Annotated in this window: 22 protein-coding genes; 5 read left to right on the top strand and 17 right to left on the bottom strand. The window is 54.1% G+C overall.

What is annotated here, in order from left to right; genetic code table 11:
- Nucleotides 1-210 precede the first annotated feature (210 nt).
- Nucleotides 211-3,348 (bottom strand): efflux RND transporter permease subunit, encoded by a 3,138-nt coding sequence (locus tag QFZ34_RS13550; protein ID WP_115054637.1) that lies wholly within the window; start codon nt 3,346-3,348, stop codon nt 211-213.
- 7 nt (nt 3,349-3,355) lie between these two features.
- Nucleotides 3,356-4,525, bottom strand: a complete 1,170-nt coding sequence (locus tag QFZ34_RS13545; protein WP_307281850.1) for an efflux RND transporter periplasmic adaptor subunit — start codon at nt 4,523-4,525, stop codon at nt 3,356-3,358.
- A 265-nt stretch (nt 4,526-4,790) separates the two neighbouring features.
- On the opposite strand from QFZ34_RS13545, the gene pncB reads away from it, so the two are divergent.
- Nucleotides 4,791-6,098 carry a nicotinate phosphoribosyltransferase gene (pncB, locus tag QFZ34_RS13540; protein WP_115054635.1) on the top strand — a complete coding sequence of 436 codons (1,308 nt, stop codon included), beginning with the start codon at nt 4,791-4,793 and terminating at the stop codon, nt 6,096-6,098.
- Nucleotides 6,099-6,225: 127 nt separating this feature from the next.
- On the opposite strand, the gene QFZ34_RS13535 is transcribed toward pncB, so the two are convergent.
- Both QFZ34_RS13535 and QFZ34_RS13530 read right to left on the bottom strand, forming a co-directional pair.
- Complete coding sequence (locus QFZ34_RS13535; RefSeq protein WP_115054634.1) at nt 6,226-6,471, bottom strand: BQ00720 family protein; 246 nt, start codon at nt 6,469-6,471, stop codon at nt 6,226-6,228.
- Nucleotides 6,472-6,526: 55 nt separating this feature from the next.
- Nucleotides 6,527-6,949 (bottom strand): Hsp20 family protein, encoded by a 423-nt coding sequence (locus tag QFZ34_RS13530; protein ID WP_115054633.1) that lies wholly within the window; start codon nt 6,947-6,949, stop codon nt 6,527-6,529.
- A gap of 133 nt (nt 6,950-7,082) precedes the next feature.
- Here QFZ34_RS13530 and QFZ34_RS13525 point away from each other — a divergent pair, with 133 nt between their 5' ends.
- Nucleotides 7,083-8,021: a nucleoside hydrolase gene (locus tag QFZ34_RS13525; RefSeq protein ID WP_307281843.1), complete on the top strand. Its 939-nt coding sequence runs from the start codon at nt 7,083-7,085 to the stop codon at nt 8,019-8,021.
- Nucleotide 8,022: 1 nt separating this feature from the next.
- Here QFZ34_RS13525 and QFZ34_RS13520 read toward each other — a convergent pair whose 3' ends face one another.
- The 7 genes from QFZ34_RS13520 to cysG are packed head-to-tail and all read right to left on the bottom strand — an operon-like array spanning nt 8,023 to nt 14,198.
- Nucleotides 8,023-8,367, bottom strand: coding sequence for a 2Fe-2S iron-sulfur cluster-binding protein (locus tag QFZ34_RS13520; RefSeq protein ID WP_307281840.1), 345 nt, complete (start codon nt 8,365-8,367; stop codon nt 8,023-8,025).
- A complete protein-coding gene (locus QFZ34_RS13515; RefSeq protein ID WP_307281838.1) occupies nt 8,368-9,396 on the bottom strand; it encodes an NAD(P)/FAD-dependent oxidoreductase in 1,029 nt (342 codons plus the stop codon).
- Between the two features lie 39 nt (nt 9,397-9,435).
- Nucleotides 9,436-9,963, bottom strand: a complete 528-nt coding sequence (locus tag QFZ34_RS13510) for a DUF934 domain-containing protein (protein ID WP_370878847.1) — start codon at nt 9,961-9,963, stop codon at nt 9,436-9,438.
- Nucleotides 9,964-9,968: 5 nt separating this feature from the next.
- Nucleotides 9,969-10,724: a phosphoadenylyl-sulfate reductase gene (locus tag QFZ34_RS13505; protein WP_307281835.1), complete on the bottom strand. Its 756-nt coding sequence runs from the start codon at nt 10,722-10,724 to the stop codon at nt 9,969-9,971.
- The gene (locus QFZ34_RS13500; protein ID WP_115054627.1) at nt 10,714-12,384 is read right to left on the bottom strand and encodes a nitrite/sulfite reductase; all 1,671 of its coding nucleotides are present in this window, start codon (nt 12,382-12,384) and stop codon (nt 10,714-10,716) included. Before QFZ34_RS13500 ends, QFZ34_RS13505 begins: the two co-directional genes overlap by 11 nt.
- Nucleotides 12,385-12,404: 20 nt before the next feature.
- On the bottom strand, nt 12,405-12,719 hold the full coding sequence (locus QFZ34_RS13495; protein ID WP_115054809.1) for a DUF2849 domain-containing protein: 315 nt from the start codon (nt 12,717-12,719) through the stop codon (nt 12,405-12,407).
- An 18-nt stretch (nt 12,720-12,737) separates the two neighbouring features.
- Nucleotides 12,738-14,198: a siroheme synthase CysG gene (cysG, locus tag QFZ34_RS13490; protein ID WP_307281829.1), complete on the bottom strand. Its 1,461-nt coding sequence runs from the start codon at nt 14,196-14,198 to the stop codon at nt 12,738-12,740.
- Nucleotides 14,199-14,546: 348 nt separating this feature from the next.
- Here cysG and QFZ34_RS13485 point away from each other — a divergent pair, with 348 nt between their 5' ends.
- Entirely contained in the window at nt 14,547-14,945 is a 399-nt protein-coding gene (locus QFZ34_RS13485) for a VOC family protein (RefSeq protein WP_115054625.1), read from the top strand.
- A gap of 107 nt (nt 14,946-15,052) precedes the next feature.
- Here QFZ34_RS13485 and QFZ34_RS13480 read toward each other — a convergent pair whose 3' ends face one another.
- Genes QFZ34_RS13480 through rph form a run of 6 tightly spaced genes read right to left on the bottom strand, consistent with a single transcriptional unit; the run spans nt 15,053 to nt 19,287 of the window.
- Complete coding sequence (locus QFZ34_RS13480; protein ID WP_307281823.1) at nt 15,053-15,418, bottom strand: YraN family protein; 366 nt, start codon at nt 15,416-15,418, stop codon at nt 15,053-15,055.
- Between the two features lie 8 nt (nt 15,419-15,426).
- Nucleotides 15,427-16,290: a 16S rRNA (cytidine(1402)-2'-O)-methyltransferase gene (rsmI, locus tag QFZ34_RS13475; protein ID WP_370878846.1), complete on the bottom strand. Its 864-nt coding sequence runs from the start codon at nt 16,288-16,290 to the stop codon at nt 15,427-15,429.
- Nucleotides 16,291-16,344: 54 nt separating this feature from the next.
- Nucleotides 16,345-17,511: a radical SAM family heme chaperone HemW gene (gene hemW, locus QFZ34_RS13470; protein WP_115054623.1), complete on the bottom strand. Its 1,167-nt coding sequence runs from the start codon at nt 17,509-17,511 to the stop codon at nt 16,345-16,347.
- Nucleotides 17,508-18,155, bottom strand: coding sequence for an RdgB/HAM1 family non-canonical purine NTP pyrophosphatase (gene rdgB, locus QFZ34_RS13465; RefSeq protein ID WP_307281816.1), 648 nt, complete (start codon nt 18,153-18,155; stop codon nt 17,508-17,510). The genes hemW and rdgB overlap by 4 nt, the downstream gene beginning before the upstream one ends.
- Nucleotides 18,152-18,559 (bottom strand): VOC family protein, encoded by a 408-nt coding sequence (locus tag QFZ34_RS13460; protein WP_307281813.1) that lies wholly within the window; start codon nt 18,557-18,559, stop codon nt 18,152-18,154. The genes rdgB and QFZ34_RS13460 overlap by 4 nt, the downstream gene beginning before the upstream one ends.
- An 11-nt stretch (nt 18,560-18,570) precedes the next feature.
- Complete coding sequence (gene rph, locus QFZ34_RS13455) at nt 18,571-19,287, bottom strand: ribonuclease PH (RefSeq protein WP_307281811.1); 717 nt, start codon at nt 19,285-19,287, stop codon at nt 18,571-18,573.
- Nucleotides 19,288-19,411: 124 nt separating this feature from the next.
- Here rph and hrcA point away from each other — a divergent pair, with 124 nt between their 5' ends.
- Nucleotides 19,412-20,479: a heat-inducible transcriptional repressor HrcA gene (gene hrcA, locus QFZ34_RS13450; protein ID WP_307281808.1), complete on the top strand. Its 1,068-nt coding sequence runs from the start codon at nt 19,412-19,414 to the stop codon at nt 20,477-20,479.
- Between the two features lie 76 nt (nt 20,480-20,555).
- A complete protein-coding gene (gene grpE / locus QFZ34_RS13445; RefSeq protein WP_115054619.1) occupies nt 20,556-21,269 on the top strand; it encodes a nucleotide exchange factor GrpE in 714 nt (237 codons plus the stop codon).
- The last annotated feature ends 68 nt before the right edge of the window (nt 21,270-21,337 follow it).

The raw sequence follows: 21,337 nt of genomic DNA, 5'->3' as shown, positions 1-21,337 counted from the left end.
TTCTTATGAGGGTGTTGTCGGTCTCACTACACTCCTACTGTGCGTGGTTCGACAAGCTCACCATGGGTAAGATAATAGATGTTAAGGAACCAGGCTCGGCGAGCTAGCGACTATCTTGCGAGCAACACATTCCTCATGGTGAGCCCGTCGAACCACGCACAACGCCATCCTGCAGTCAGAGTTAAAGTTTGTAGGCACTGGACGAAATATTTACTCGGCAGGGAGTTGTGCTTTTGTACTGACCTGCAGCAATTCACGCTGGAGCCTTGCCTCTTCCTCGGCCTTTGGCTTGGAGAACCCCGCCAGAAGAAGATAAGCGACTGGTGTGAGAAACAGCGTTGAGGCTGTAGCCAGACCAAGGCCACCGACGATGACCCAACCGAGCGCAATACGGGCTTCCGCGCCGGCACCGCTGGCGAGAACCAGCGGGACACCGCCAAGAATCGCGCAGAGCATTGTCATGACGACGGGGCGAAGACGGATCGTTGCCGCTTCCTCAATGGCTTGCCGGACATTGCGGCCCTGATCACGCAGATGATTGGCAAACTCGACGATAAGAATACCATTCTTTGCCATGATACCGACAAGCAGCACCAAGCCGATCTGACTATAGACGTTCATGCTGGTCCCGGTGATCACCATGGCAAACACCGCGCAGGCAAGCCCAAGCGGAACTGTGGCCATAACGATCACAGCGCTGATGAAGCTTTCGAACTGGGCGGCGAGTACCAGAAGGATGATCAGGATGGCAAAGCCAAATGTGATGATCATGCTTGAGGAATTTTCGCCAAGTGTGGCAGCTTCGGCCAGAGGAATGAGACGATATCCAGCTGGCAGCAATGGCTCGGCAATTGCCTGCGCCTGCGCATAGGCATCGCCAAGGGCGAAAGAAGGCGACAGGCTTGCCGTGATGGCTACGGATCGCATTTGCTGTTCACGGGTCAGTGCGGGCGGCACAGCGACTTCCGTCAGTCGCGCAATCGTCGACATCGGTACAAAGCGGCCATCCTGGGTTCGCAAGAACACATTTTCCAGATCGGTTGGATCATTGATCGGATCAGTGGTGGAGACGAGTTTTACGTCGAAGCTGCGATCTTCGATGTATACGGAACCGATCTTGTAGCCGTCCAGTACCGACTGCAATGCTTGTGCCAGACCTGTGATGTCTATGCCCAGATCCGAGGCCCGTTCGCGGTCTATCGTAACAGCCAATTGCGGCTGGGTTGGTTCATTAGTCAGACGCGGCCTGTCAAATCTTGGATCTTTTTCCAGTTCGGAAACGATCTTGGCGGCAGTCGTGCCCAATTCGGCGTAGCTGGTGCCCACGACAGCAAACTGGAGACCGTTGCCTGCGCCGCGAATACCGAGCGAATTGGGTTGCGAGGCAAAAACCTGAATGCCCGGCACTGCGCGCACACGCTTGGAAACATCGGCCACGATCTCTTGCTGCGTCCTTGTACGCTCATTCCATTTGGCAAGGCTGAGCACCATGAAGCCGCGATTGGTGTTGCCATTCTGCCCGGCAATGGAGAACGTATTCTCGATTTCTCCCGAATCACGCAAAGGCTGGATCAATGTTTCGATCTGGCGCATCTCATCATTGAGATATTCGAGACTGACACCTTGGGGCGCCGTTATGCGCAGGAAGGTCGCTGCACGATCTTCTGTCGGCGTTAGCTCCTGTTTGAGCAGGGAGAATGCACCAAAGGCGGCACCGGCAAAAAGGATCGACACGATGACCACGATCCAGGGCGCAGCAAGACAGGCATGCAGCAACCATTTGTACCAGCCGCCAAAGCGATTGCCCATACGGCCAACCACACCCGGTGCATGGGCAACTTCATGATGACTTGCCTCGCTCGCGCTCAGCAGACGGGATGCGAGCATGGGACACAGCGTAAGCGCCACGACCGCCGAGAGAAGCACGCAGATGGCCAGAACAAAGCCGAATTCGCGAAACAGACCGCCTGTCTGGCCGGGAAGGAACGACAATGGCACAAACACCGCCGCCAATGTGACCGTTGTCGCGATGACCGCGAAGAACACTTCCTGCGTGCCAAGAACAGCAGCTGCGCGTGGGCCCATGCCCTGATTACGGCGGCGGACAATATTTTCCAGCACGACAATCGCATCATCCACCACAAGACCTGTCGCCAGAACCAGAGCCAAAAGCGTAAGAATATTGATGGAAAAACCTGCCAGATAGATCGCCGATATTGTGCCGATCAGTGCAACCGGCATGCTGACCGCCGGAATCAAAGTCGCCCTGATGTCCCACAGGAACAGGTAGATGATGGCGATAATGATGATAACCGAAACGCCCAGCGCTATTTCCACCTCATGGACAGCGCCGTTGATGAAATCTGCATCATCGCTGGTAACGCGAATATCAACACCTTCCGGCAAGGTCTGCTGAAGCTGAGCGACTGCAGCGCGGACACCTGTCGAAATATCCAGCGTATTGGACTGTGCCTGGCGGATAATACCAAGGCCGATACCGGTCTTGCCATTGGCACGCAAACTTGACGTGCCAATGTCGGGGCCAAGTGTCACCGTGGCAACGTCACGTATTTTCGTGCGGCCTTTGATGATGATGTTTTCGAACTCTTCAGGCGTGGTAACGGGTGCGGTCGCCCGCACAACAATGCTTTGGTCATTGCTGTTCAGCTGGCCTGCCGGAGTATCAAACGCCATGGTCGTCAGCGCATTGCGGATGTCGGCGACGTTCATGCCAAGGCTTGCAAGCTTGCCCTGATCGATATCGATCCGGAAAATCTTGTTGCGATCGCCGTTGATTTGCACATCGGCAACGCCGGGGACAGAGGCCAGTACATCTTCGATCTGATCTTCGACCAGCACTGTCATATCCTCAACCGCCATCGTATCGGACGTAACAGCAAGCCGCATAACTGCATCGGAATTCGCATCCGCCTTGACGATCTGCGGAGGATCGGCCTGTTCGGGCAGCGTGTTGGTGATACGGCTGATGGCGTCGCGCATGTCGGCAGCGGCAACGTTCAGATCAACGCCATCATTGAATTCGACTGTGACGCGGCTGCTACCGAACGAAGAACTCGAGGAGATGGATTTAACACCGGAGACACGTGACACGGCGCCTTCGATTGCAGAGGTCAGTTCCCGGTCAACTGTTTCGGCGGCAGCCGATTCAAATATTGTGGAGACGGTGACCACCGGCCTGTCCACATCGGGAAGCTCGCGGACGTCAACGCCATAATAGGCGGCCAAACCAGCCACCACGATCAAGGCATTGAGTACCAGCGCCATGACCGGACGGCGAATGAAAAGGGCGGTAAAACTTGTATCGAGATTGTCGTTCTGTTTTGTCATGACGTCCTCAGCCAGCTTTGCCGGCGGAGGCGAGAGGACCTTCTTCGCTGTTTTGTTTGGGCGCAGGTTGCCCTTTAATGTGAACGGTGCCACCTTCGCGGACCGACTGGACACCTTCGGTAACAATCGCGTCGCCCAGCTTAATATTCGCATCAACCAGAACATTGGCGGCATTGCGCTGGACAATACGAACCGGAACGCGGCTCGCTTTGTCGTCTGCAATCTTCCAGACATAGGCACCGTCAGTGCCCCACTGGATCGAGAGTGGGTCCACCGCAGCATAAATGTCGCCCGGGAATGCAATGGATATCTGGAAAGCCATGCCTTCGCGTAGCGTATCTTTCGGATTGGTGATGCGTGCCTGCACGTGCAGGGTACGGCTGGCGGGATCAACCCTGCTGTCGATCGCGCTTACCGAGCCTTGAAATGTTTCGCCGGGGCGCGCAATTGAGTTCGCAGATACGGGAGCGCCAACGGCAATCAACGGCGCAAAACGCTCCGGAACCCAGAAGTCGACAAGAACTTCTGAGCGGTCGTCAATCGTAGCGACCTGCGTAGAAACGGTAATATAATTGCCCGCATTGACAGGTAGAATACCGATTATGCCGCTGATGGGCGCCTTGATATCGCGCCGGTCCAAAGCCAGCTCTGCCTCGCGCAAATCCAATGCCGCGTTCTCCACCGCAAGTTCGGCATCAGAGACCTGAACGGCTGACACCGTATTGGTTGTACTGAGGTTTTCAGCGCGCTTCAGCTTGTTTTGCGCATCTTTGAGCGCACTTCTAGCCTTTTCCGCAATAATCGTCTCGGCTTCTGAATCAAGCTTGGCGATGACGTCACCGGCCATGACTTTTGACCCGGACTGGACAAGCAATTCCGTCATTCTGCCGGCTGCAAATGGTGTAACTGAAACGGAGCTTTTGGCTTTTCCGGTACCGATTGCTGAAAGCCGGTCATTGATCTTGGCTTCAGTTGCCGTTTTCACAACGACAAGCGGCAAACTCTGTCCGCCACCCCGCCTGCCGGAGCCTGCCGCGGTTTCGGCGGTTGCATTGGAGGGCGGAACAACTCCGGCCTTCTTTAACAGCTCATTGGAACCTGGGGAAAAATACAACCAGCCAGCTCCAGCACCAACCAGAACCAATATGGCAATCAGAATTTGTTTCCAGGCCTTCATCCAACACTCCAAGGCCGGTTCCGGTAAGGAGCCAGCGAATACTTTCGTCAAGTGCATCTGCGATCCGCAGAGAGCAACTCTATCTGTTGCAGAGAATAAAGCGCTTTGATGTCGCCGTTAATGACAAATCGGTGAGATTACAAAGATTTAATTGAACGGTCCAAATCAACTTTGCCCGTGAAATGAAGTTTCTCCGTCGCTCTTCTTGATGAGTGGGGTCTGCCGTGCAACATGGCGGGCGACATATTCGTAAGGATAGCATTCGATGGCGACCAAAACCGATATAGCGCGGCGTGTTTTCAACCATACGTGGAAATTGGACCCCATCGTCCGCAGCCTGCTCGACACGGATTTTTACAAACTCCTGATGCTTCAGATGATTTGGGGCGTTTATCCCAAAGTGGATGCCACCTTCACGCTCATCAACCGCACCACTAAAGTGCGGCTGAGTGACGAGATTGACGAGCAGGAATTACGCGAACAGCTTGATCACGCGCGGGAAGTGCGTTTCACAAAGAAAGAGATGATCTGGCTCGGCGGTAACACGTTCTACGGCAAGCGCCAGATATTCGAGCCGGATTTCCTGAGTTGGCTGGCAAATTTCCAACTACCCGAATATGAGCTGATCAAGCGCGATGGCCAATATGAACTCAATTTTCACGGGCCGTGGATGTACACCACCATGTGGGAAATTCCCGCGCTTACAATCATCAACGAATTGCGCTCCCGCGCGGCGATGAAGCGTTTGGGGCGGTTTGAGCTTGATGTGCTTTATGCCCGTGCGAAGGCCAAAATGTGGACTAAGGTCGAGCGCTTGCAAGCTCTCCCCGACATCAGAATTTCCGATTTCGGCACCCGACGCCGCCACTCATTTCTGTGGCAGCGCTGGTGTGTTGAGGCATTGAAGGAAGGCATTGGCGCTTCATTTACCGGCACGAGTAATGTGTTGATGGCGATGGATAATGATCTGGAAGCGCTTGGAACAAACGCTCACGAACTACCGATGGTTCTGGCAGCACTGAGCAAAACCAAAGAAGAACTTCTGGCATCGCCCTATAAGGTGCTTCAGGACTGGAACCGCTATTATGGCGGTAATCTTTTGATAGTACTTCCCGACGCCTTCGGTACAGCGGCGTTTCTGCGCGATGCGCCGGATTGGGTTGCAGACTGGACGGGCTTTCGACCCGATAGCGCGCCGCCCATTGAAGGCGGCGAGAAAATCCTTGCTTGGTGGAAAGCCAAGGGTAAGGACCCGCGCGAAAAATTGCTGGTGTTTTCCGATGGGCTTGACGTCGATACGATTGAGGAAACCTATCGCCACTTCGATGGGAAAGTGCGTATGAGCTTCGGCTGGGGCACCAATCTCACCAATGATTTCGAAGATTGTGCGCCACGGTTCAACGACCAGTTAAATGCGATTTCGCTGGTGTGCAAAGTCAGCTACGCCAATGGCCGCCCGGCTGTAAAGCTTTCGGATAATCCCAAGAAAGCCACTGGCGAGCCTGCGGAAATAAAACGATATTTGGAGATTTTTGGCGCGGAAGATCGCGTGGAGCAGACCGTAAAAGTCTGACCCACGCGATCGATTGGCTTTGCAAGCTGGGCTAGGAAACCGGCGCCCACTTTTCCTGAGCTTGCTTTTGTCTTCGCAAGCTCGAACGGAAAACCGGTGCCCACTTTTCCTGAGCTTGCTTTTACAATTACTGCAGCATCACCGTGCGCAATTCATGCTCCTGCGCGCCGACAAGAACGTTTTCGCGTTCATCGGAAAGCACAATAGGATCTCCATTGGCTGCAAAGAGCGCCCAAAGCTCAACACCAGGCGCCATCGGCGGAAGAGCCGGAAAGCTGGTGGCGAGATCATCGGTCTTTACCTTGCGCAGATAAGCTACCTGACCGGCGCCGAGACGGGAGAATTCAAGTTCGGTAAAAGGATTCGTTTGCATTATAGCCTCCTTATTTGGACAGTCTCTGGTGAGCCCTGTCCTGTTAGAGCCCTGATCAGTCTTCGACCGCAATATTGATGCGCTTGACCAATCGTTCAGGTTCCGGCCGGTCGAGGTCGATCGACAGTAGCCCATTCTTCAAAGTGGCATTGCTAACCCGCATTCCATCGGCAAGAACAAATATGCGCTGGAACTGGCGGGCCGCGATGCCGCGATGCAAATATTCGCGCGTTTCTTCATCGGTCTGGCGACCGCGAATAATCAGCTGGTTATCTTCAGTGGTAACTTCGAGATCGTCGCTGGAAAATCCCGCCACGGCGAGAATAATACGCAACTGCTCACGATCGTTATTGCAACGGATACGCTCAATATTATATGGCGGGTAGCCGTCGCCGGATTTGGCGATACGCTCCAACGTCTTTTCCATCGAATCGAATCCAAGCAGCAATGGGCTTGAAAAAGGTGTCATTCGTGTCATCCAAGCAGTCCTTTAGTAAAGCGACCTAAAGCAAAACCCGTAATTCAACAGCATTTCGCTCCTGTACTCAGATATGGTCTATCGACCTTGAGACTTCAAGAGAGTGCGGCATATAGATGAGAGAAACCGACAAATGGCACGTAAAATCATAATCGATACAGATCCGGGGCAGGACGACGCTCTCGCGATTCTTTTGGCTTTTGCCAGCCCGGAACTGGATGTGCTGGGTATTACAGCCGTTGCCGGCAATGTGCCGCTTGCCTTGACCGAAGTGAATGCGCGTAAAATCTCCGAATTGGCCGGGCGCTCCGATACGCGTGTCTTTGCCGGTGCGGATCGTCCGTTGATGCGCCCCTTGATCACGGCCGAACATGTTCACGGCAAGACCGGCCTCGATGGTCCCGACTTGCCTGAACCGTCCATGCCTTTGCAGGATCAGCATGCGGTCGATTTCATTATCGAGACTTTACGCAGTGAACCGGCGGGAACTGTCACGCTTTGCGTGCTTGGACCACTTACCAATATCGCCCATGTTCTGTTGCGCGCGCCAGAACTTGCACCGAGGATCAAGGAAATCGTCCTGATGGGCGGTGGCTTTTTTGAGGGTGGCAACATAACGCCGACTGCCGAGTTCAATATCTATGTCGACCCACAGGCTGCGCAAATCGTTTTGCAGTCAGGCGTTCCAATTGTAATTCTGCCGTTGGATGTGACACACCAGGCCCTGACCACTGCCAAACGCATCGATCGGTTCCGCGCTTTGGGCACCAGATGCGGCGACGCCTCGGTCGCACTGCTGGAGTTCTTCGAGCGCTTCGACGAAGAAAAATATGGCAGCGATGGCGGACCTTTGCATGATCCCAATGTGATCGCTTATTTGCTCAAGCCGGAGCTCTATACGGGGCGTCACTGCAATGTCGAAGTGGACGCAGCCAACGAATTGACGTTCGGCATGACGGTGGTTGACTGGTGGGGGATTACTGACCGCCCGAAGAATGCTTTTTACATTCGGAACGTGGATTCTGATGGCTTCTTCGAGCTTTTGACCACCCGCATAGCAACGCTGCCATAAATCAGGCTGCAACGCTGTCCTTCTGAGTGCCTGGAGCGAGAGTAATCTCCAGGCCATTCAGTTCTTCCGTCATGATCAGCTGGCATGAGAGGCGGGAGTTCTCCTCGACGTGAAATGTCACGTCGAGCTGATCGATTTCTTCATCCAGCGGTGCAAAAAGCTTCTCAGTCCATTCCTCCTCGACATAGCAATGGCAGGTGCCGCAAGCAGCAGCGCCGCCGCATTCCGCCTTGATGTCGAGGCCCCAATCCCGAATGACTTCCATGACACGGAAGCCTTCCAAGGCCTCCAGCGTATGACGTTCGCCCTTCTGATCGGTGACGTGGATGTAAAGAGAATCAGACACTCAAGCTGCTTTCAGTTTCTTCTGGAGGGATGTTGAGGACGTCGTATACTGGAAAACGATACGTTCGCCAGGGGCCACGATCCGTTTTGCTGCATGGGACATCAAAGCCGCCTCATGGAAACCTGACAGGATAAGCTTCAGCTTTCCCGGATAGGTATTGATGTCGCCAATCGCGAAAATACCGGGCTCTGATGTCTCGAATTTCTCCGTATCGACCGCGATCAGATTCTGATCGAGGTTCAGGCCCCAATCCGCGATTGGACCTAGCTTCATTGTCAGGCCAAAAAATGGCAGCAAACGGCTGGCCTCGATAATTTCTTCCCCGGCTTCGCCGCCCTTCAGCAGCACCTTTGATATCTGGCCATCCGCGCCCTCAAGGCTACCAAGTTGCCCCATGCGGAATTTTACACGGCCTTCTTTTTCAAGCGCCCACATCTTGTTGACACTGTCGGGAGCGGCACGGAATTCCGGGCGGCGATGCACCAGCGTGACGGACTTGGCAACGGGCTCAAGATTTAATGTCCAATCAAGCGCAGAATCGCCACCGCCAACAATGACAACGTCATGGCCGCGGAAAGCCTCGATCTTGCGAACAGCATAGTGGACGCTGACGCCTTCATAATGTTCGATTTCCGGCACAGGCGGGCGCTTGGGCTGGAACGATCCACCACCAGCTGCAATGACAATGACCTTGGTCAGGAAAACTTCATCCGCATCGGTTTCCACACGGAATCGACCATCTTCAAGACGCGTAAGGGCAGTGACCATTGTGGAAAAATGGAATTGCGGATCAAAGGGAGCAATCTGCTTCAAAAGATTATCGGTCAGATCCTGCCCTGTCACTTCCGGCAGACCCGGAATGTCATAAATCGGCTTTTCCGGATAGAGTTCGGCGCATTGGCCGCCCGGACGATCAAGAATATCGATGACATGGGCGCGCAGGTCCAAAAGGCCAAGCTCGAATACGGCAAAGAGGCCAACAGGACCGGCACCGACGATAACGACATCTGTTTCAATAAGTTCTGACATATAAGTGCTTTCCAACAAACCGAATTGAATTTTATTGTTTCAGGCGCCCGGAACCCGGCGCCAGCTATAGGCGCCCGGTACGGTGTGCGAACCTCTACCGGGCTGATAATAGCCGGGTGCATCATGCAGATTGTGCTCCGCAAGGCGTGTCAGCGTTACGGCATGTGTAACCTTCATCGTATCGAAACCGGTACGCAACATGTAGGCGACCTGATCGATCAGTACATCGCCCACCGCACGCAGCTCTCCCTTGAACTGATGTTGGTTTTTCAAGATGTCCGCCTTCGAATAAGAGCGGCCATCGTTGAAAGCCGGAAACTGCAGCGCAATAAGCGGTATTGTATCCAGCAATGGCAGAAGAGGGTCGATACTTTCGCCCGGCGCGACCGATACCCCGATCTTGCGGTTGGTATTGTTGCGGATGCTCTCATCCAGGCCTAGCCATGCAGCCAGAGGAAGAATTACAGCCGGCGCATCACCTGTTTCTTCGAGTGTCTCAGCGGCAATGTAAGGATCTTCACGAAATCCTTCGCGACCCCAAAGTTCACCAGCTACGCTTTCAGAAATGTCACTCATAGGCTCGAATCCGTCAGGGAAATATTGCTCAATTGATCGGTAAGTCCCGTCAGGTGGATACCGCATTCTGTTTTGTCGCTGCCAGCCCAACGACCGGAACGCGCATCTTCACCTTCTTTCACCGGCTGCGTGCAGGGCATGCAGCCGATCGAACGATAGCCTTCCGCAACCAATGGATGCGGAGGCAAGTGATTAGCGACCATGTAGTTCTGAAGGTCCGCCGATGTCCATTGGGCCAGCGGGTTGATGCGAATACGCTCACCCACCGATTCAAACACAGGTAATGCATTACGCGTCGATGCCTGAAACTGTTTGCGACCGGTCATCCATGCGCGATAAGGCGCAACGGCCCGGGCCATCGGCTCCACTTTACGGATATAGCAGCAGCGATCCTTATTGGTCATCGACATGGCGCCATAGGGATCCTCATCCTTGAGCGTCTGCTGCAAGGGATGAATGTCATGAACATCTGTCATGCCCAATTCGCCAACAAGCTCGTCACGATAACGCAAGGTTGCCGGAAAATGTTTGCCGGTTTCCAGAAACAGAACCGGCGTGGCACGATCCACCTGCGCAATCAGGTGCAGAAGCACCGAAGATTCGGCGCCAAATGATGACACGACAGCAATTTCTTCATTGAACAAATGATCTATCGCCAGCTCGATAATATCGGCCGGTTCGAGATTCCCATAGCGGGCCTGAAGCGCGCGCGCTTCGTCCGCCACGGTACGTTCATTTGTTTCAAGCAGCATTTGCAGTCTCGTTGTAAAGCGCGTCCTTGAACGGTGCAGCGCCCAGACGGCGATAAGTTGCAAGGAAGTTTTCTTCCTTGTCCGTCCGCACCTGAAGATAGCGATCAACTATGGTTTCCACCGCATCGACAATTTCTTCGGAAGAGAAGCCGCGACCGGTAATATCGCCAATCGTGCAAATCTCATCACCGGAGCCACCGAGCGAAATCTGATAAAGCTCTTCGCCCTTCTTCTCGACGCCGAGAATGCCAATGTGGCCGACATGGTGATGGCCGCAGGCATTGATGCAGCCGGAAATCTTGATCTTGAGCTCGCCAATATCCGCCTGACGTTCCGGCTGGCCGAAACGCTCTGAAATGCGCTGTGCGACCGGAATGGAACGGGCATTGGCCAAAGCGCAATAATCAAGGCCGGGACAAGCGATGATATCCGTGATCAGTCCGGCATTGGCTGTTGCTAGGCCATCGGTCAGCAGCAGATCATAAACAATGCGCAGATCAGCAATGGCGACGTGCGGCAGAACGAGATTCTGTTCATGGCTGACGCGGATCTCATCATTCGAGAACTTCTCGGCGATATCTGCCACCAGATCCATCTGCGCGTCTGTTGCGTCGCCTGGAATACCACCAATCGGCTTCAAGGAGATTGTGACGACCCCGTAGTCCGGATTCTTGTGCGGCGTTACATTTTGATCGACCCAGCGCGCAAAGGAAGGATCGGCCTTACGCGAGATCGCAAGCTGCGACCAGCCTTCGGGACGCTGCGGCAGGTTTGGCATGCGGAAATAATTGTCGATGGCATCAACATCCTGTTGCGGCATCTTCAAGTCGGTATCCTTGATTGCCTGCCATTCAGCCTCGACCTGACGGGTAATTTCCTCGGTGCCGGTTTCATGCACTAGGATTTTAATACGTGCCTTGTATTTGTTATCGCGGCGGCCATGCAGATTATACACACGCACGATTGCCGTCGTGTAGGTCAGCAAGTCCTCAATGGGCAGAAAATCCCGGATCTTTTTGGCAACCATCGGCGTGCGGCCCTGGCCGCCACCAATATAGACCGCAAAGCCAAGTTCTCCGGCTTCATTCTTTTTCAGATGAAGCCCGATATCATGGACCTGAATGGCTGCGCGATCCCGATCAGCACCGGTGACTGCGATCTTGAATTTGCGTGGCAGATAGGAAAATTCCGGATGCATTGACGACCACTGACGGAGAATCTCCGCATAGGGACGCGGATCGGCAACTTCATCAGCGGCGGCACCGGCAAAATGATCGGCTGTGACATTGCGGATGCAATTGCCCGATGTCTGCAAAGCATGCATTTCGACAGAGGCCAATTCATCAAGCACCGCTGGCATATCGCTCAAAGCCGGCCAATTATACTGGATATTCTGTCGTGTGGTGAAATGGCCATAACCGCGATCATAACGGCGCGCAATATGCGCCAATTTATGCATCTGCCGACCTGACAATGTGCCATAGGGGATCGCAACACGCAGCATATAGGCATGCAGCTGAAGATAGACACCATTCATCAAACGCAGCGGGCGGAACTGCTCTTCAGTCAGCTCGCCAGCAAGACGCCGCTCAACCTGATCCTTGAACTGCTCGACGCGGGCAGAGACAAACGCGTGATCAAACTCATCGTAACGATACATTCTATGCGGACCTTCAGAAATTAGGCGGCGTTGGCGCTGGTTTTCTCGGCTTGCTTGCCAAGATCAAGACGGATTGTCGGGCCGAGCTGGCGGATACGTTCGCGCAGGCGTAGCGGATATAGGTTTGTGCCGCGTTCCTCAACATCGATGACATTAACGTCGATGACGAGATTGGACTTTATCGCGGCTTTACCGGCTTCCTCAAGCGCTGCCACAGCCTCGGCATGACGTGCGACAAGGGCACCATCAATATGGTCCAGCCACTCACCATTGGCACCAAGCCAAACTGCTTCGCCATCGGTCAGGCGGTTCGCTGTTAAAACTTTGACACTCATGATCATCATCCTTGCGGTTCAGACAGCTTGCGCTGCCATGTGGCGCTCAGCCACGAAATCTTCAAACTTTGTCTTCGTTGCAGAAAGCGGTTCTGCCAGATGAATGGCGGCACCGGCGACAGCATCGCCAATAACAACCATGACCGGCCCTTCCAGATCGCTGCGTTGTTCAAGTGCTGGCAAATCTTTCAATGTCCCGTGGAACATGCGACGTTCCGCACGTCCGGCATTTTCAATCACAGCAACGCCGGTATCCGCATGAAGGCCAGCCTCAATCAGGCGATTGGCAACGGAAGCGGCAACACTTCGACCCATATAAACGGCGATGGTTGCACCGGAAATAGCCAGGCGTGCCCAATCCGGCAGTATATCGCCCGTCATATCGTGGCCAGTGGTAAAGACCAGCGAGGATGCAACGCCGCGCAATGTGAGCGGAAGCTGCATATCTGCTGCGGCAGCGAAGGCAGATGTAATACCAGGGACAATCTCAAAGGCGATACCGGCATCGCGCAAAGCGGCCATTTCTTCGCCAGCGCGACCATAAACCAGCGGATCACCAGATTTCAATCGAACGACGCGCTTGCCTTCGCGGCCAAGCGTTACAAGAAGATCATTGATCTCGCTTTGGCTCTTGGAATGGCAACCCTTGCGCTTGCCCACAGACAGTCTCGTGGCATCGCGGCGGCCCATGGCAACAACAGCCTCCGGCACCAGCGCATCATAAACAATCACATCAGCTTCCATCAGGACGCGGTGCGCACGCAAGGTCAGCAAATCCTCAACGCCGGGACCCGCCCCTACCAACCAGACATAGCCTTTGGGAGAACCCTGATTTTCGAGCAGATTTGCGGCGGCGTCATGGGCTCCGGTCAGATCATTCTTATAAACATTGCTTGCTACATCGCCCGAAAAGAATGAGCGCCAGAAAATGCGCCGCGACAGTCCCTTTTTCACCAGCCGTTCAACGGCAGGCCGATAGGCATTGGCGAGACGGGCCAGATCCCCGAGACGCGGGGAGAAAGCCGCATCAATGCGTGCACGGATGAGCTGGGTCAGCACAGGGCCTGTACCCTCGGAGCCTATAGCGATGGCGATAGGTGCGCGATTGACAATGGCAGGCGTGTAGAAGTCACACAGATCAGGACGGTCAACGACATTAACAGGAATATTCTGGCGGCGCGCTTCATCGGCAATGGCAATATCCTGATCTTCATCGCCAGTGGCGACAAAGACCAGCTTTGCGCCGGTCAGATGCTTGGGAGCAAATTTTTCTACAATATGGTCGTAGTTACCGCTCCGCAAAAAGGCGGCAAGTTCTGGTTCCGGTTCGGCAGCGACTATGCGGATGGTGGCACTGGTTTGTGTCAGAAGACGAGCCTTGTTCAAGGCCTCTTCCCCATTGCCTATAACCACAAGTACCTCGTTCCGAACACGGAAGAAGGCTGGAAAGACAGATAGCTGGTTGGAACGAATAGGCATGAATCGTGGGTATCCCAATGGCTATGGGAATTATCCGATATCAATGACCTGATTATAAGAAACAGAAATGCGCCGTTTCACGCGCAGGAGCATATAATTTCTGAAAAACCGAAGGTAATCGGATTCTCTTTCTGCGCCATACATAGTTGCACCTCCCTTCGCTCCATAAAAGGAGGTGGGAAAGGCCAAAGGAACGCAGCCGCAAATGAACGGCGCTCGATACACGACCATTCTTATCGGGTTTAAATTCGATTGCAAGTTGTTTTTTATTTTTTCATGACTGTCGGGATCTGGCAATTCTATTCGTCATTCGGAAGTGAGTTATCAAACAGAGAGGATTTTATCCCGATGCGTATGATTTTCGTAAACCTGCCGATCAAGAATCTTGCTGCTTCAAAAGCCTTTTTTGCGGCTTTGGGGTTTAGCTTCAATCCGGACTTCTCTGACGAGAAAACAACCTGCATGATTATCGAAGAGAATATTTTTGCAATGTTGATGGAAGAAGACCGCTTCAAGGACTTCATCAATAACGGCATTAGCGACGCAACGAAATCTCAGGAAGTGCTTATTGCGCTTTCGGCAGCAAGCAAGGAAGAAGTCGATGAGACTTTTGCAAAGGCGATTGCTGCGGGAGGCAAGGAATGGAAGCCAAAGCAAGACTATGAAGGCTTCATGTATGGATGCAGCTTTCAGGATATTGACGGCCATGTCTGGGAAATCGTCCACATGGTGCCGCAAGCCCAATGATGCTCATACCAAAATGCGATAATCTTGACTCTTCGCATTTTGGTAAAGCCCGTGTGGCGCTTGAACATCTTCAAGGCGTGATGCGTCAGCATCTCAGCGCCTTGGTATCAGGCGATAAATATAGCCGGAACATGAACGGGCCAACGCCAAGGCAAGATCGCAACCAGATCAAAGCGAAGCGAAAGGCGGTCATGATCCGGCTGACGGGCCAGCCATTGGTCGGCGGCAGCCTCTATTCGGCCCATGGCGAGCGGATTGACCGAATCCATCGCCTGCTGAAGGGTACGCCGCGCTTTGACCTCGATAATGAGGACAATATTGCCGCGTCGCGCAATCAGATCGATTTCTCCAAGCTTCGTGCGATAGCGGCGATCCACAATCCGATAGCCTTTCAGAGCCACAGCAAATGCGGCTAGGCGTTCGGCTGAGTGGCCGCGACGGTAAGCTTTATGACGCTTGTCCTTCGCGCCCATCGGCATTCCTACTTCATGGCCAGCAAACGTTGGTAAAGCTCGCCTTTTGGGCGACCTGTCATGCGGGAGGCTTCCCCCGCCGCCTTTGCAGGCGACATTTCCTGACTGAGGGCTTTCAGCAATGCGTCAATATCCTCATCGCTGCGCGCCACATGTTCATCTTGCCGTGGTGGTCCGATCACCAGAACAACCTCACCGCGAATACGGTCTTCACCATCGAACTCCGCAGCAAGTTCTTTTAAAGGCAATGTAGTCACCGTCTCATATGCCTTGGTCAACTCGCGGCACAGCGAGCCTTGGCGCTCAGGTCCAAAAATCTCAACCATATCGGCCAGGGTCGCTGCGGCGCGATTGGGCGATTCAAAGAACACCAGCGCGGCATCCAATGTCTTCAACTGTTCCAGCTTTGCCCGGCGCTGGCCCTGTTTGGAGGAAAGGAATCCGGCAAAGTAAAACGCATCCTTGAACAGGCCAGAAGCAGTCAAGGCTGCAAGGACAGAGGATGCGCCAGGGATTGGCACGACACGAATGCCAGCCGCTTTGGCTTCAGGAACAAGCCGCCCGCCTGGGTCTGAAACCAGCGGCGTACCGGCATCGGAAATGAGCGCAACGCTCTTTCCGGCAAGGAGTGCCTCGATAATTTTGGGCCCTGCCATCTCGGCATTGTGCTCGTGATAGGCGTAGGGACGGCGGGAAATACCATAGCGATCAAGCAGGACGCGGCTGACGCGCGTGTCCTCGCAAGCGATAATGTCGGCTGCCGCCAAGGTCTCAATACCGCGAAGGGTCATGTCGCCAAGATTGCCTATGGGTGTCGCCACGATGTAGAGCGCAGGCTCAAGAGGCCGCGCACGATAGGACGAACTGCCAATCTGGTAGCTCCGGTCCTTTTCATCAGATTGGTGGGCCTCAGACACGCTTTATCCTCAAGCTGCGAGATCAGCGATAACGGCATTGAGCACGATAGCGCCTTCGGGTGTTGTGCGGATGCGACTATTACCGATATATTCGATAAGCCCCTGTTCCGCCAAAGAGATTACACGGCTTTCCTTGACACCATGGCCGGTCAGGCGCTCATAACGGGAAAGATCAATACCCTCTACCAGACGCAGGCCCATCAGCAGAAACTCGTCTCCCTCCTGCTCGCCCGTCAGAAACTCTTCTTCGACAATGCCATGGCCATCCGCCTCGACCTTCTGCATCCATGTTTCAGGATGACGCTCGGTGATGGTTACAGCACGCGTACCATTTTCGATAAAACGCCCATGGGCGCCTGGACCAACTCCAACATATTCACCATAGCGCCAATAAACGAGATTATGCTGGGATTCTGCGCCCGGCGCGGCATGGTTTGAAATCTCATAGGCTGGCAGACCATGCTTTGCAGTGACTTCTTGCGTTTCAGCGTAAAGTGCCGCCGCGTGGTCGCCGTCGGGCGTTATCAGTTTTCCTGCCTTCCATAGATTGTAGAAAGGCGTGCCCTCTTCAATTGTCAGCTGGTAAAGCGACAGATGATCTGCCGCATAGGAAATTGCTTTGGCAAGCTCGTCCCGCCACGCTTCGATGGTCTGGTCCGGTCTTGCATAGATCAGATCAAATGAGAGCCTTGGAAAAATCTCCCGCGCAAGCTTGATCGCAACCAGCGCTTCGTCAACATTATGCATGCGGCCAAGACGACGCAGATCAGGATCATTCAGCGCCTGAACCCCCAAGGACACCCGATTGACACCAGCCGCGCGATAGCCACGAAAACGATCCGCCTCAACGCTGGTTGGATTAGCCTCCAGCGTAATTTCAATATCGTCCGGCACATGCCAGTTGCGCGCGATCTCGTTCAGGACAGAGGCTACGGTTTCCGGCTGCATCAATGATGGTGTGCCACCACCCAAAAATATGCTGGAGACTTTGCGCTGGCCCGTACGCTCGCGCATGGTTGCCATTTCGCGGGCAAATGCCGCTGCAAAGCGTGGCTGGTCGACAGCTTGATGCCGGACATGCGAGTTGAAATCGCAATAGGGGCATTTCGCCATGCAAAAGGGCCAGTGGACATAGATCCCGAAGCCGGATTCGGACCTATGGTCGCTATGACTCATGCAACGTCCAGACAATCTTTGGCAAATAGCTGAAAAGCACGGGCACGGTGGGAGAGCGCCAATTCATCGCCAGGTTTCCAGCCATGTTTTTGTTCTGCGGTCATTTCACCGAATGTCGTCGCGTAGCCTTCTGGCCTGAAAACGGGATCAAAACCGAAGCCAGCTGTGCCACGCGGCGGCCAGACGATTTCGCCTTCCACTTCACCGCGATAATAATTTGCTTCGCCATCGGGCCAAGCAAGGCAAATGACAGAAACAAATCGACCGCTACGGTCTTCAGCCTTGGTCACACCCGCATCCTGAAGCGCCGTTTCGACCTTCTGCATACCATGCGCAAAGTCGCGCTTGCCATCCGGCAATTCAGCCCAATTGGCCGTGTAGACGCCGGGATTGCCGTCCAAAGCGTCGACACACAGGCCGGAATCGTCAGAAAGCGCCACCAGCCCAGTGGCTTTGGCAGCGGCAAAGGCCTTGATATAGGCATTCTCTTCAAAGGTCGTGCCTGTCTCATCCGGCTCGGGCAGACCTAGCTCTGCGGCAGAGACGACCTCAAAACCAAAAGGACCAAGCAGATCAATCATTTCGTTGATCTTACCCTGATTGTGGCTGGCAACCAGCAGCTTGCCCTTTTCGAGTGTTCTCATTTCAGATTCCATAATTTTGGTTCGGCGAACTCGACCGAATTACCGGCGGGGTCACGAAAATAAAGCGAATGTGCGCCACTTGGCCAATCGAATTCGCTTTCGATGGCAATGCCATGTTTCTCGAGATGGGATTTCCATGCAGCAATTTCATCCCGTGTGGCGCGAAAACACACATGACCCGGACCTTCCGCTCCATGCTTTGGAATGGGCAGCCCACCAGCGGGGCGCTGTTTCAGCTTTTCCACGTTGAAAACGATGAGTACACCTGCCCCGCAGACGAAGAATGCAGATTCTTCCCCTGCCCGCAAAATGCACTCAAGCCCGAGAACGCCACTATAGAACTGCGCCGCAGCCTCGACGTCATCAACATAAAGCGCTGTTTCCAGAATAGATGATGGCTGCATGGTCATTACTCTTAGCTAACCGCCATTTTTTGCAGTGAGACCAGCCGCGTAATGCCATTACGGGCCAAATCCATCAGCGCCAGCAATTCTTCCTGTGAGAACGGTTCACCTTCGGCAGTACCCTGCACCTCAACAATTCCACCCTTGCCGGTCATGACAAAATTGGCGTCAGTCTGTGCCGTGGAATCTTCCAGATAATCGAGATCAATGACGGGCGTTCCGTTGGATATACCGCATGAAATCGCGGCAACATGATCCTTGAGAACCTTGTCAACTTTCAGCATCTGGCGTGTCTCCATCCAGCGCAAGCATTCATGCAAGGCAACCCAGCCTCCGGTGATTGCCGCAGTTCGCGTGCCGCCATCGGCCTGAATCACATCGCAATCAACCGTAATCTGCACTTCGCCCAGCGCCTGCAGATCAATGACTGCACGCAAGGAACGCGCGATCAGCCGCTGAATCTCAAGCGTGCGGCCGCCCTGTTTACCCGAAGATGCCTCACGGCGCATGCGATCACCCGTCGAACGGGGCAGCATGCCATATTCCGCTGTCACCCAGCCCTTGCCGCTATTACGCATCCAACCCGGTACTTTTTCCTCAAGGCTGGCTGTGCACAAAACATGGGTATCGCCAAATTTAACCAGGCACGAGCCCTCGGCATGTTTTGAAATGCCGCGCTCAAAGGAAATGGCGCGCATTTCGTCGGGGGCTCGTTTGGAGTGACGCATGGATAGACCTCTTGTTGATAAGCTTTCCGCCTTTTAACCGCGATGATGTTATGAAGCAAAGGCTTTGATGATTGCTCTAACAATGCTTATATCTATGGCACAGTCATGAGATAGATGAGGCATAATGAACAAAGCAGTCGCCCCGGAAGCACTCCAATCGCTCGATCAGAGATCACGCGATATTTTCCGGCGCATCGTCGAAAGTTATCTAGGCGACGGTGAACCTGTCGGATCGAGAAACCTGTCCCGCATATTGCCCGTCGCCTTGTCGCCGGCAACGATCCGCAATGTGATGAGCGATCTTGAACATCTCGGTCTCGTTTATGCGCCGCATATTTCCGCAGGACGCCTGCCCACACAGCTTGGGCTGCGCTTTTTCGTGGATGCCTTCATGGAGGTCGGCGATCTTTCATCTTCCGAACGCAATTCCATTGAGGCGCAGGTTCGTGCCGGTGATGCGCAGACCGCCGAGAACGTACTGACACAGGCCAGCCAGATCCTGTCCGGCATGTCGCGCGGCGCGGGCCTTGTGCTCGCGACGAAGGTGGAAGGCGCGTTGAAACACATCGAATTTGTGCGGCTGGAACCAACCAAAGCCCTGGCGGTTCTCGTGACGCAGAATGGCGATGTGGAAAACCGTGTCATTGACCTGCCAATCGGTGTCACGCCCTCACAACTGATCGAAGCATCCAACTTTCTCAATGCGCATATTCAGGGGCGTACCATTACCGAGGCAAGGCAGGAAATCGCCCGCCTGAAGGATGAGACGCAACAGGCTCTCGATAGTCTTTCGCAGCATCTGGTGCAGCAGGGTCTGGCTGTCTGGGGTGGTGACGGAGCTGGCCAGCCGGCACGCCTGATTGTCCGGGGCCGGGGTAATCTACTCGATTCCATCCATGCGGAAGCTGATCTGGAACGCCTGCGCCATCTTTTCGATGATCTGGAAACCAAGGAAGGCACGCTGCAACTGCTCGATCTGGCCGAAGCCGGACCTGGTGTGCGTATTTTCATCGGTTCAGAAAACAAGCTGTTTTCGCTATCCGGCTCCTCTTTGGTAATTGCGCCCTATCGGGATTCCGAACAGCGTATCATCGGTGCGCTTGGTGTCATTGGTCCGACCCGGTTGAACTATGCCCGCATCGTACCGATGGTGGACTATACGGCACAACTTGTCTCAAGACTCTTGCGTTAGCGCGGTTTGCACTTGATTTTCGGATGCTAAACCTCGATATCCAGCGCAACTTACGAATATAGGACGGACTGGATAGATGACTGACGAAAAGAACAATCACGACACACCTGATCTCGATCAGCGCGATCTGAAAAATCCGCGTGATCGCGATGCGCTGAAACGCGCTGCCGATGATTTTCTGAAATCGCGCAAGGCAGAGGAATATGCTCTGGCCAATGAAGACGAAGTCGAGACAAATGCTCAAAACTGGGCCGAGCTGGACAAGCTGCGCGCGGAAAATGGCGACCTGAAAGATCAGCTTCTCCGCCTTGCCGCCGACATGGAAAATTTGCGCAAGCGCACCGCTCGTGACGTGCATGATGCGCGCAGCTATTCGGTTGCAAACTTTGCGCGCGATGTACTCTCGGTTTCAGACAATCTGAAGCGCGCGCTGGAGGCGATTCCCGCTGATGCGCTGGCGCAGGGTGATGCTGGCTTCAAGGCACTGGCAGAGGGTGTGGAAATTACCGAACGCTCGCTGATGTCGGCTCTGGAGCGCCACGGCGTCAAGAAGATTGAACCGCAGGGTCAAAAATTTGATCCTAATTTCCATCAGGCAATGTTTGAAATTCCCAATGCTGACGTACCGCATAATACAGTGTTGCAGGTAGCACAGTCCGGTTTCGTTATTGGCGACCGCATGCTGCGCCCGGCTCTGGTTGGCGTTTCCAAAGGTGGCCCCAAGCAGGCCGCGGCTGAAGGTCAACCTGAACCCGGCCCAATTAATCCACAAGCGGAAAAAGACGCCTGAGCCAATCTGAGTGATTGAAAGAGCCGCGTTCCCAAGGGACGCGGCTCTTTTCATTTTGGCCGCTGCGT

Origin of the sequence: Phyllobacterium ifriqiyense (genome assembly GCF_030817885.1) — a bacterium.
GTDB classification, from domain to species: domain Bacteria; phylum Pseudomonadota; class Alphaproteobacteria; order Rhizobiales; family Rhizobiaceae; genus Phyllobacterium; species Phyllobacterium ifriqiyense.
Note: the sequence above shows the minus strand (reverse complement) of the source record. Positions and strands in the feature narration are given on the sequence as shown.

Excerpts from the sequence above, each read along its gene's own strand:
- QFZ34_RS13530 (WP_115054633.1), bottom strand. The coding sequence starts at position 6,949 with ATGACACGAATGACACCTTTTTCAAGCCCATTGCTGCTTGGATTCGAT.
- QFZ34_RS13495 (WP_115054809.1), bottom strand. The coding sequence starts at position 12,719 with ATGAGTGTCAAAGTTTTAACAGCGAACCGCCTGACCGATGGCGAAGCA.
- rdgB (WP_307281816.1), bottom strand. The coding sequence starts at position 18,155 with ATGAGAACACTCGAAAAGGGCAAGCTGCTGGTTGCCAGCCACAATCAG.
- hemW (WP_115054623.1), bottom strand. The coding sequence starts at position 17,511 with ATGAGTCATAGCGACCATAGGTCCGAATCCGGCTTCGGGATCTATGTC.
- QFZ34_RS13485 (WP_115054625.1), top strand. The coding sequence starts at position 14,547 with ATGCGTATGATTTTCGTAAACCTGCCGATCAAGAATCTTGCTGCTTCA.
- QFZ34_RS13525 (WP_307281843.1), top strand. The coding sequence starts at position 7,083 with ATGGCACGTAAAATCATAATCGATACAGATCCGGGGCAGGACGACGCT.
- grpE (WP_115054619.1), top strand. The coding sequence starts at position 20,556 with ATGACTGACGAAAAGAACAATCACGACACACCTGATCTCGATCAGCGC.
- cysG (WP_307281829.1), bottom strand. The coding sequence starts at position 14,198 with ATGCCTATTCGTTCCAACCAGCTATCTGTCTTTCCAGCCTTCTTCCGT.
- QFZ34_RS13505 (WP_307281835.1), bottom strand. The coding sequence starts at position 10,724 with ATGCTGCTTGAAACAAATGAACGTACCGTGGCGGACGAAGCGCGCGCG.
- hrcA (WP_307281808.1), top strand. The coding sequence starts at position 19,412 with ATGAACAAAGCAGTCGCCCCGGAAGCACTCCAATCGCTCGATCAGAGA.
- QFZ34_RS13515 (WP_307281838.1), bottom strand. The coding sequence starts at position 9,396 with ATGTCAGAACTTATTGAAACAGATGTCGTTATCGTCGGTGCCGGTCCT.
- QFZ34_RS13480 (WP_307281823.1), bottom strand. The coding sequence starts at position 15,418 with ATGGGCGCGAAGGACAAGCGTCATAAAGCTTACCGTCGCGGCCACTCA.
- pncB (WP_115054635.1), top strand. The coding sequence starts at position 4,791 with ATGGCGACCAAAACCGATATAGCGCGGCGTGTTTTCAACCATACGTGG.
- QFZ34_RS13500 (WP_115054627.1), bottom strand. The coding sequence starts at position 12,384 with ATGTATCGTTACGATGAGTTTGATCACGCGTTTGTCTCTGCCCGCGTC.
- QFZ34_RS13460 (WP_307281813.1), bottom strand. The coding sequence starts at position 18,559 with ATGCAGCCATCATCTATTCTGGAAACAGCGCTTTATGTTGATGACGTC.
- rph (WP_307281811.1), bottom strand. The coding sequence starts at position 19,287 with ATGCGTCACTCCAAACGAGCCCCCGACGAAATGCGCGCCATTTCCTTT.
- QFZ34_RS13550 (WP_115054637.1), bottom strand. The coding sequence starts at position 3,348 with ATGACAAAACAGAACGACAATCTCGATACAAGTTTTACCGCCCTTTTC.
- QFZ34_RS13545 (WP_307281850.1), bottom strand. The coding sequence starts at position 4,525 with ATGAAGGCCTGGAAACAAATTCTGATTGCCATATTGGTTCTGGTTGGT.
- QFZ34_RS13535 (WP_115054634.1), bottom strand. The coding sequence starts at position 6,471 with ATGCAAACGAATCCTTTTACCGAACTTGAATTCTCCCGTCTCGGCGCC.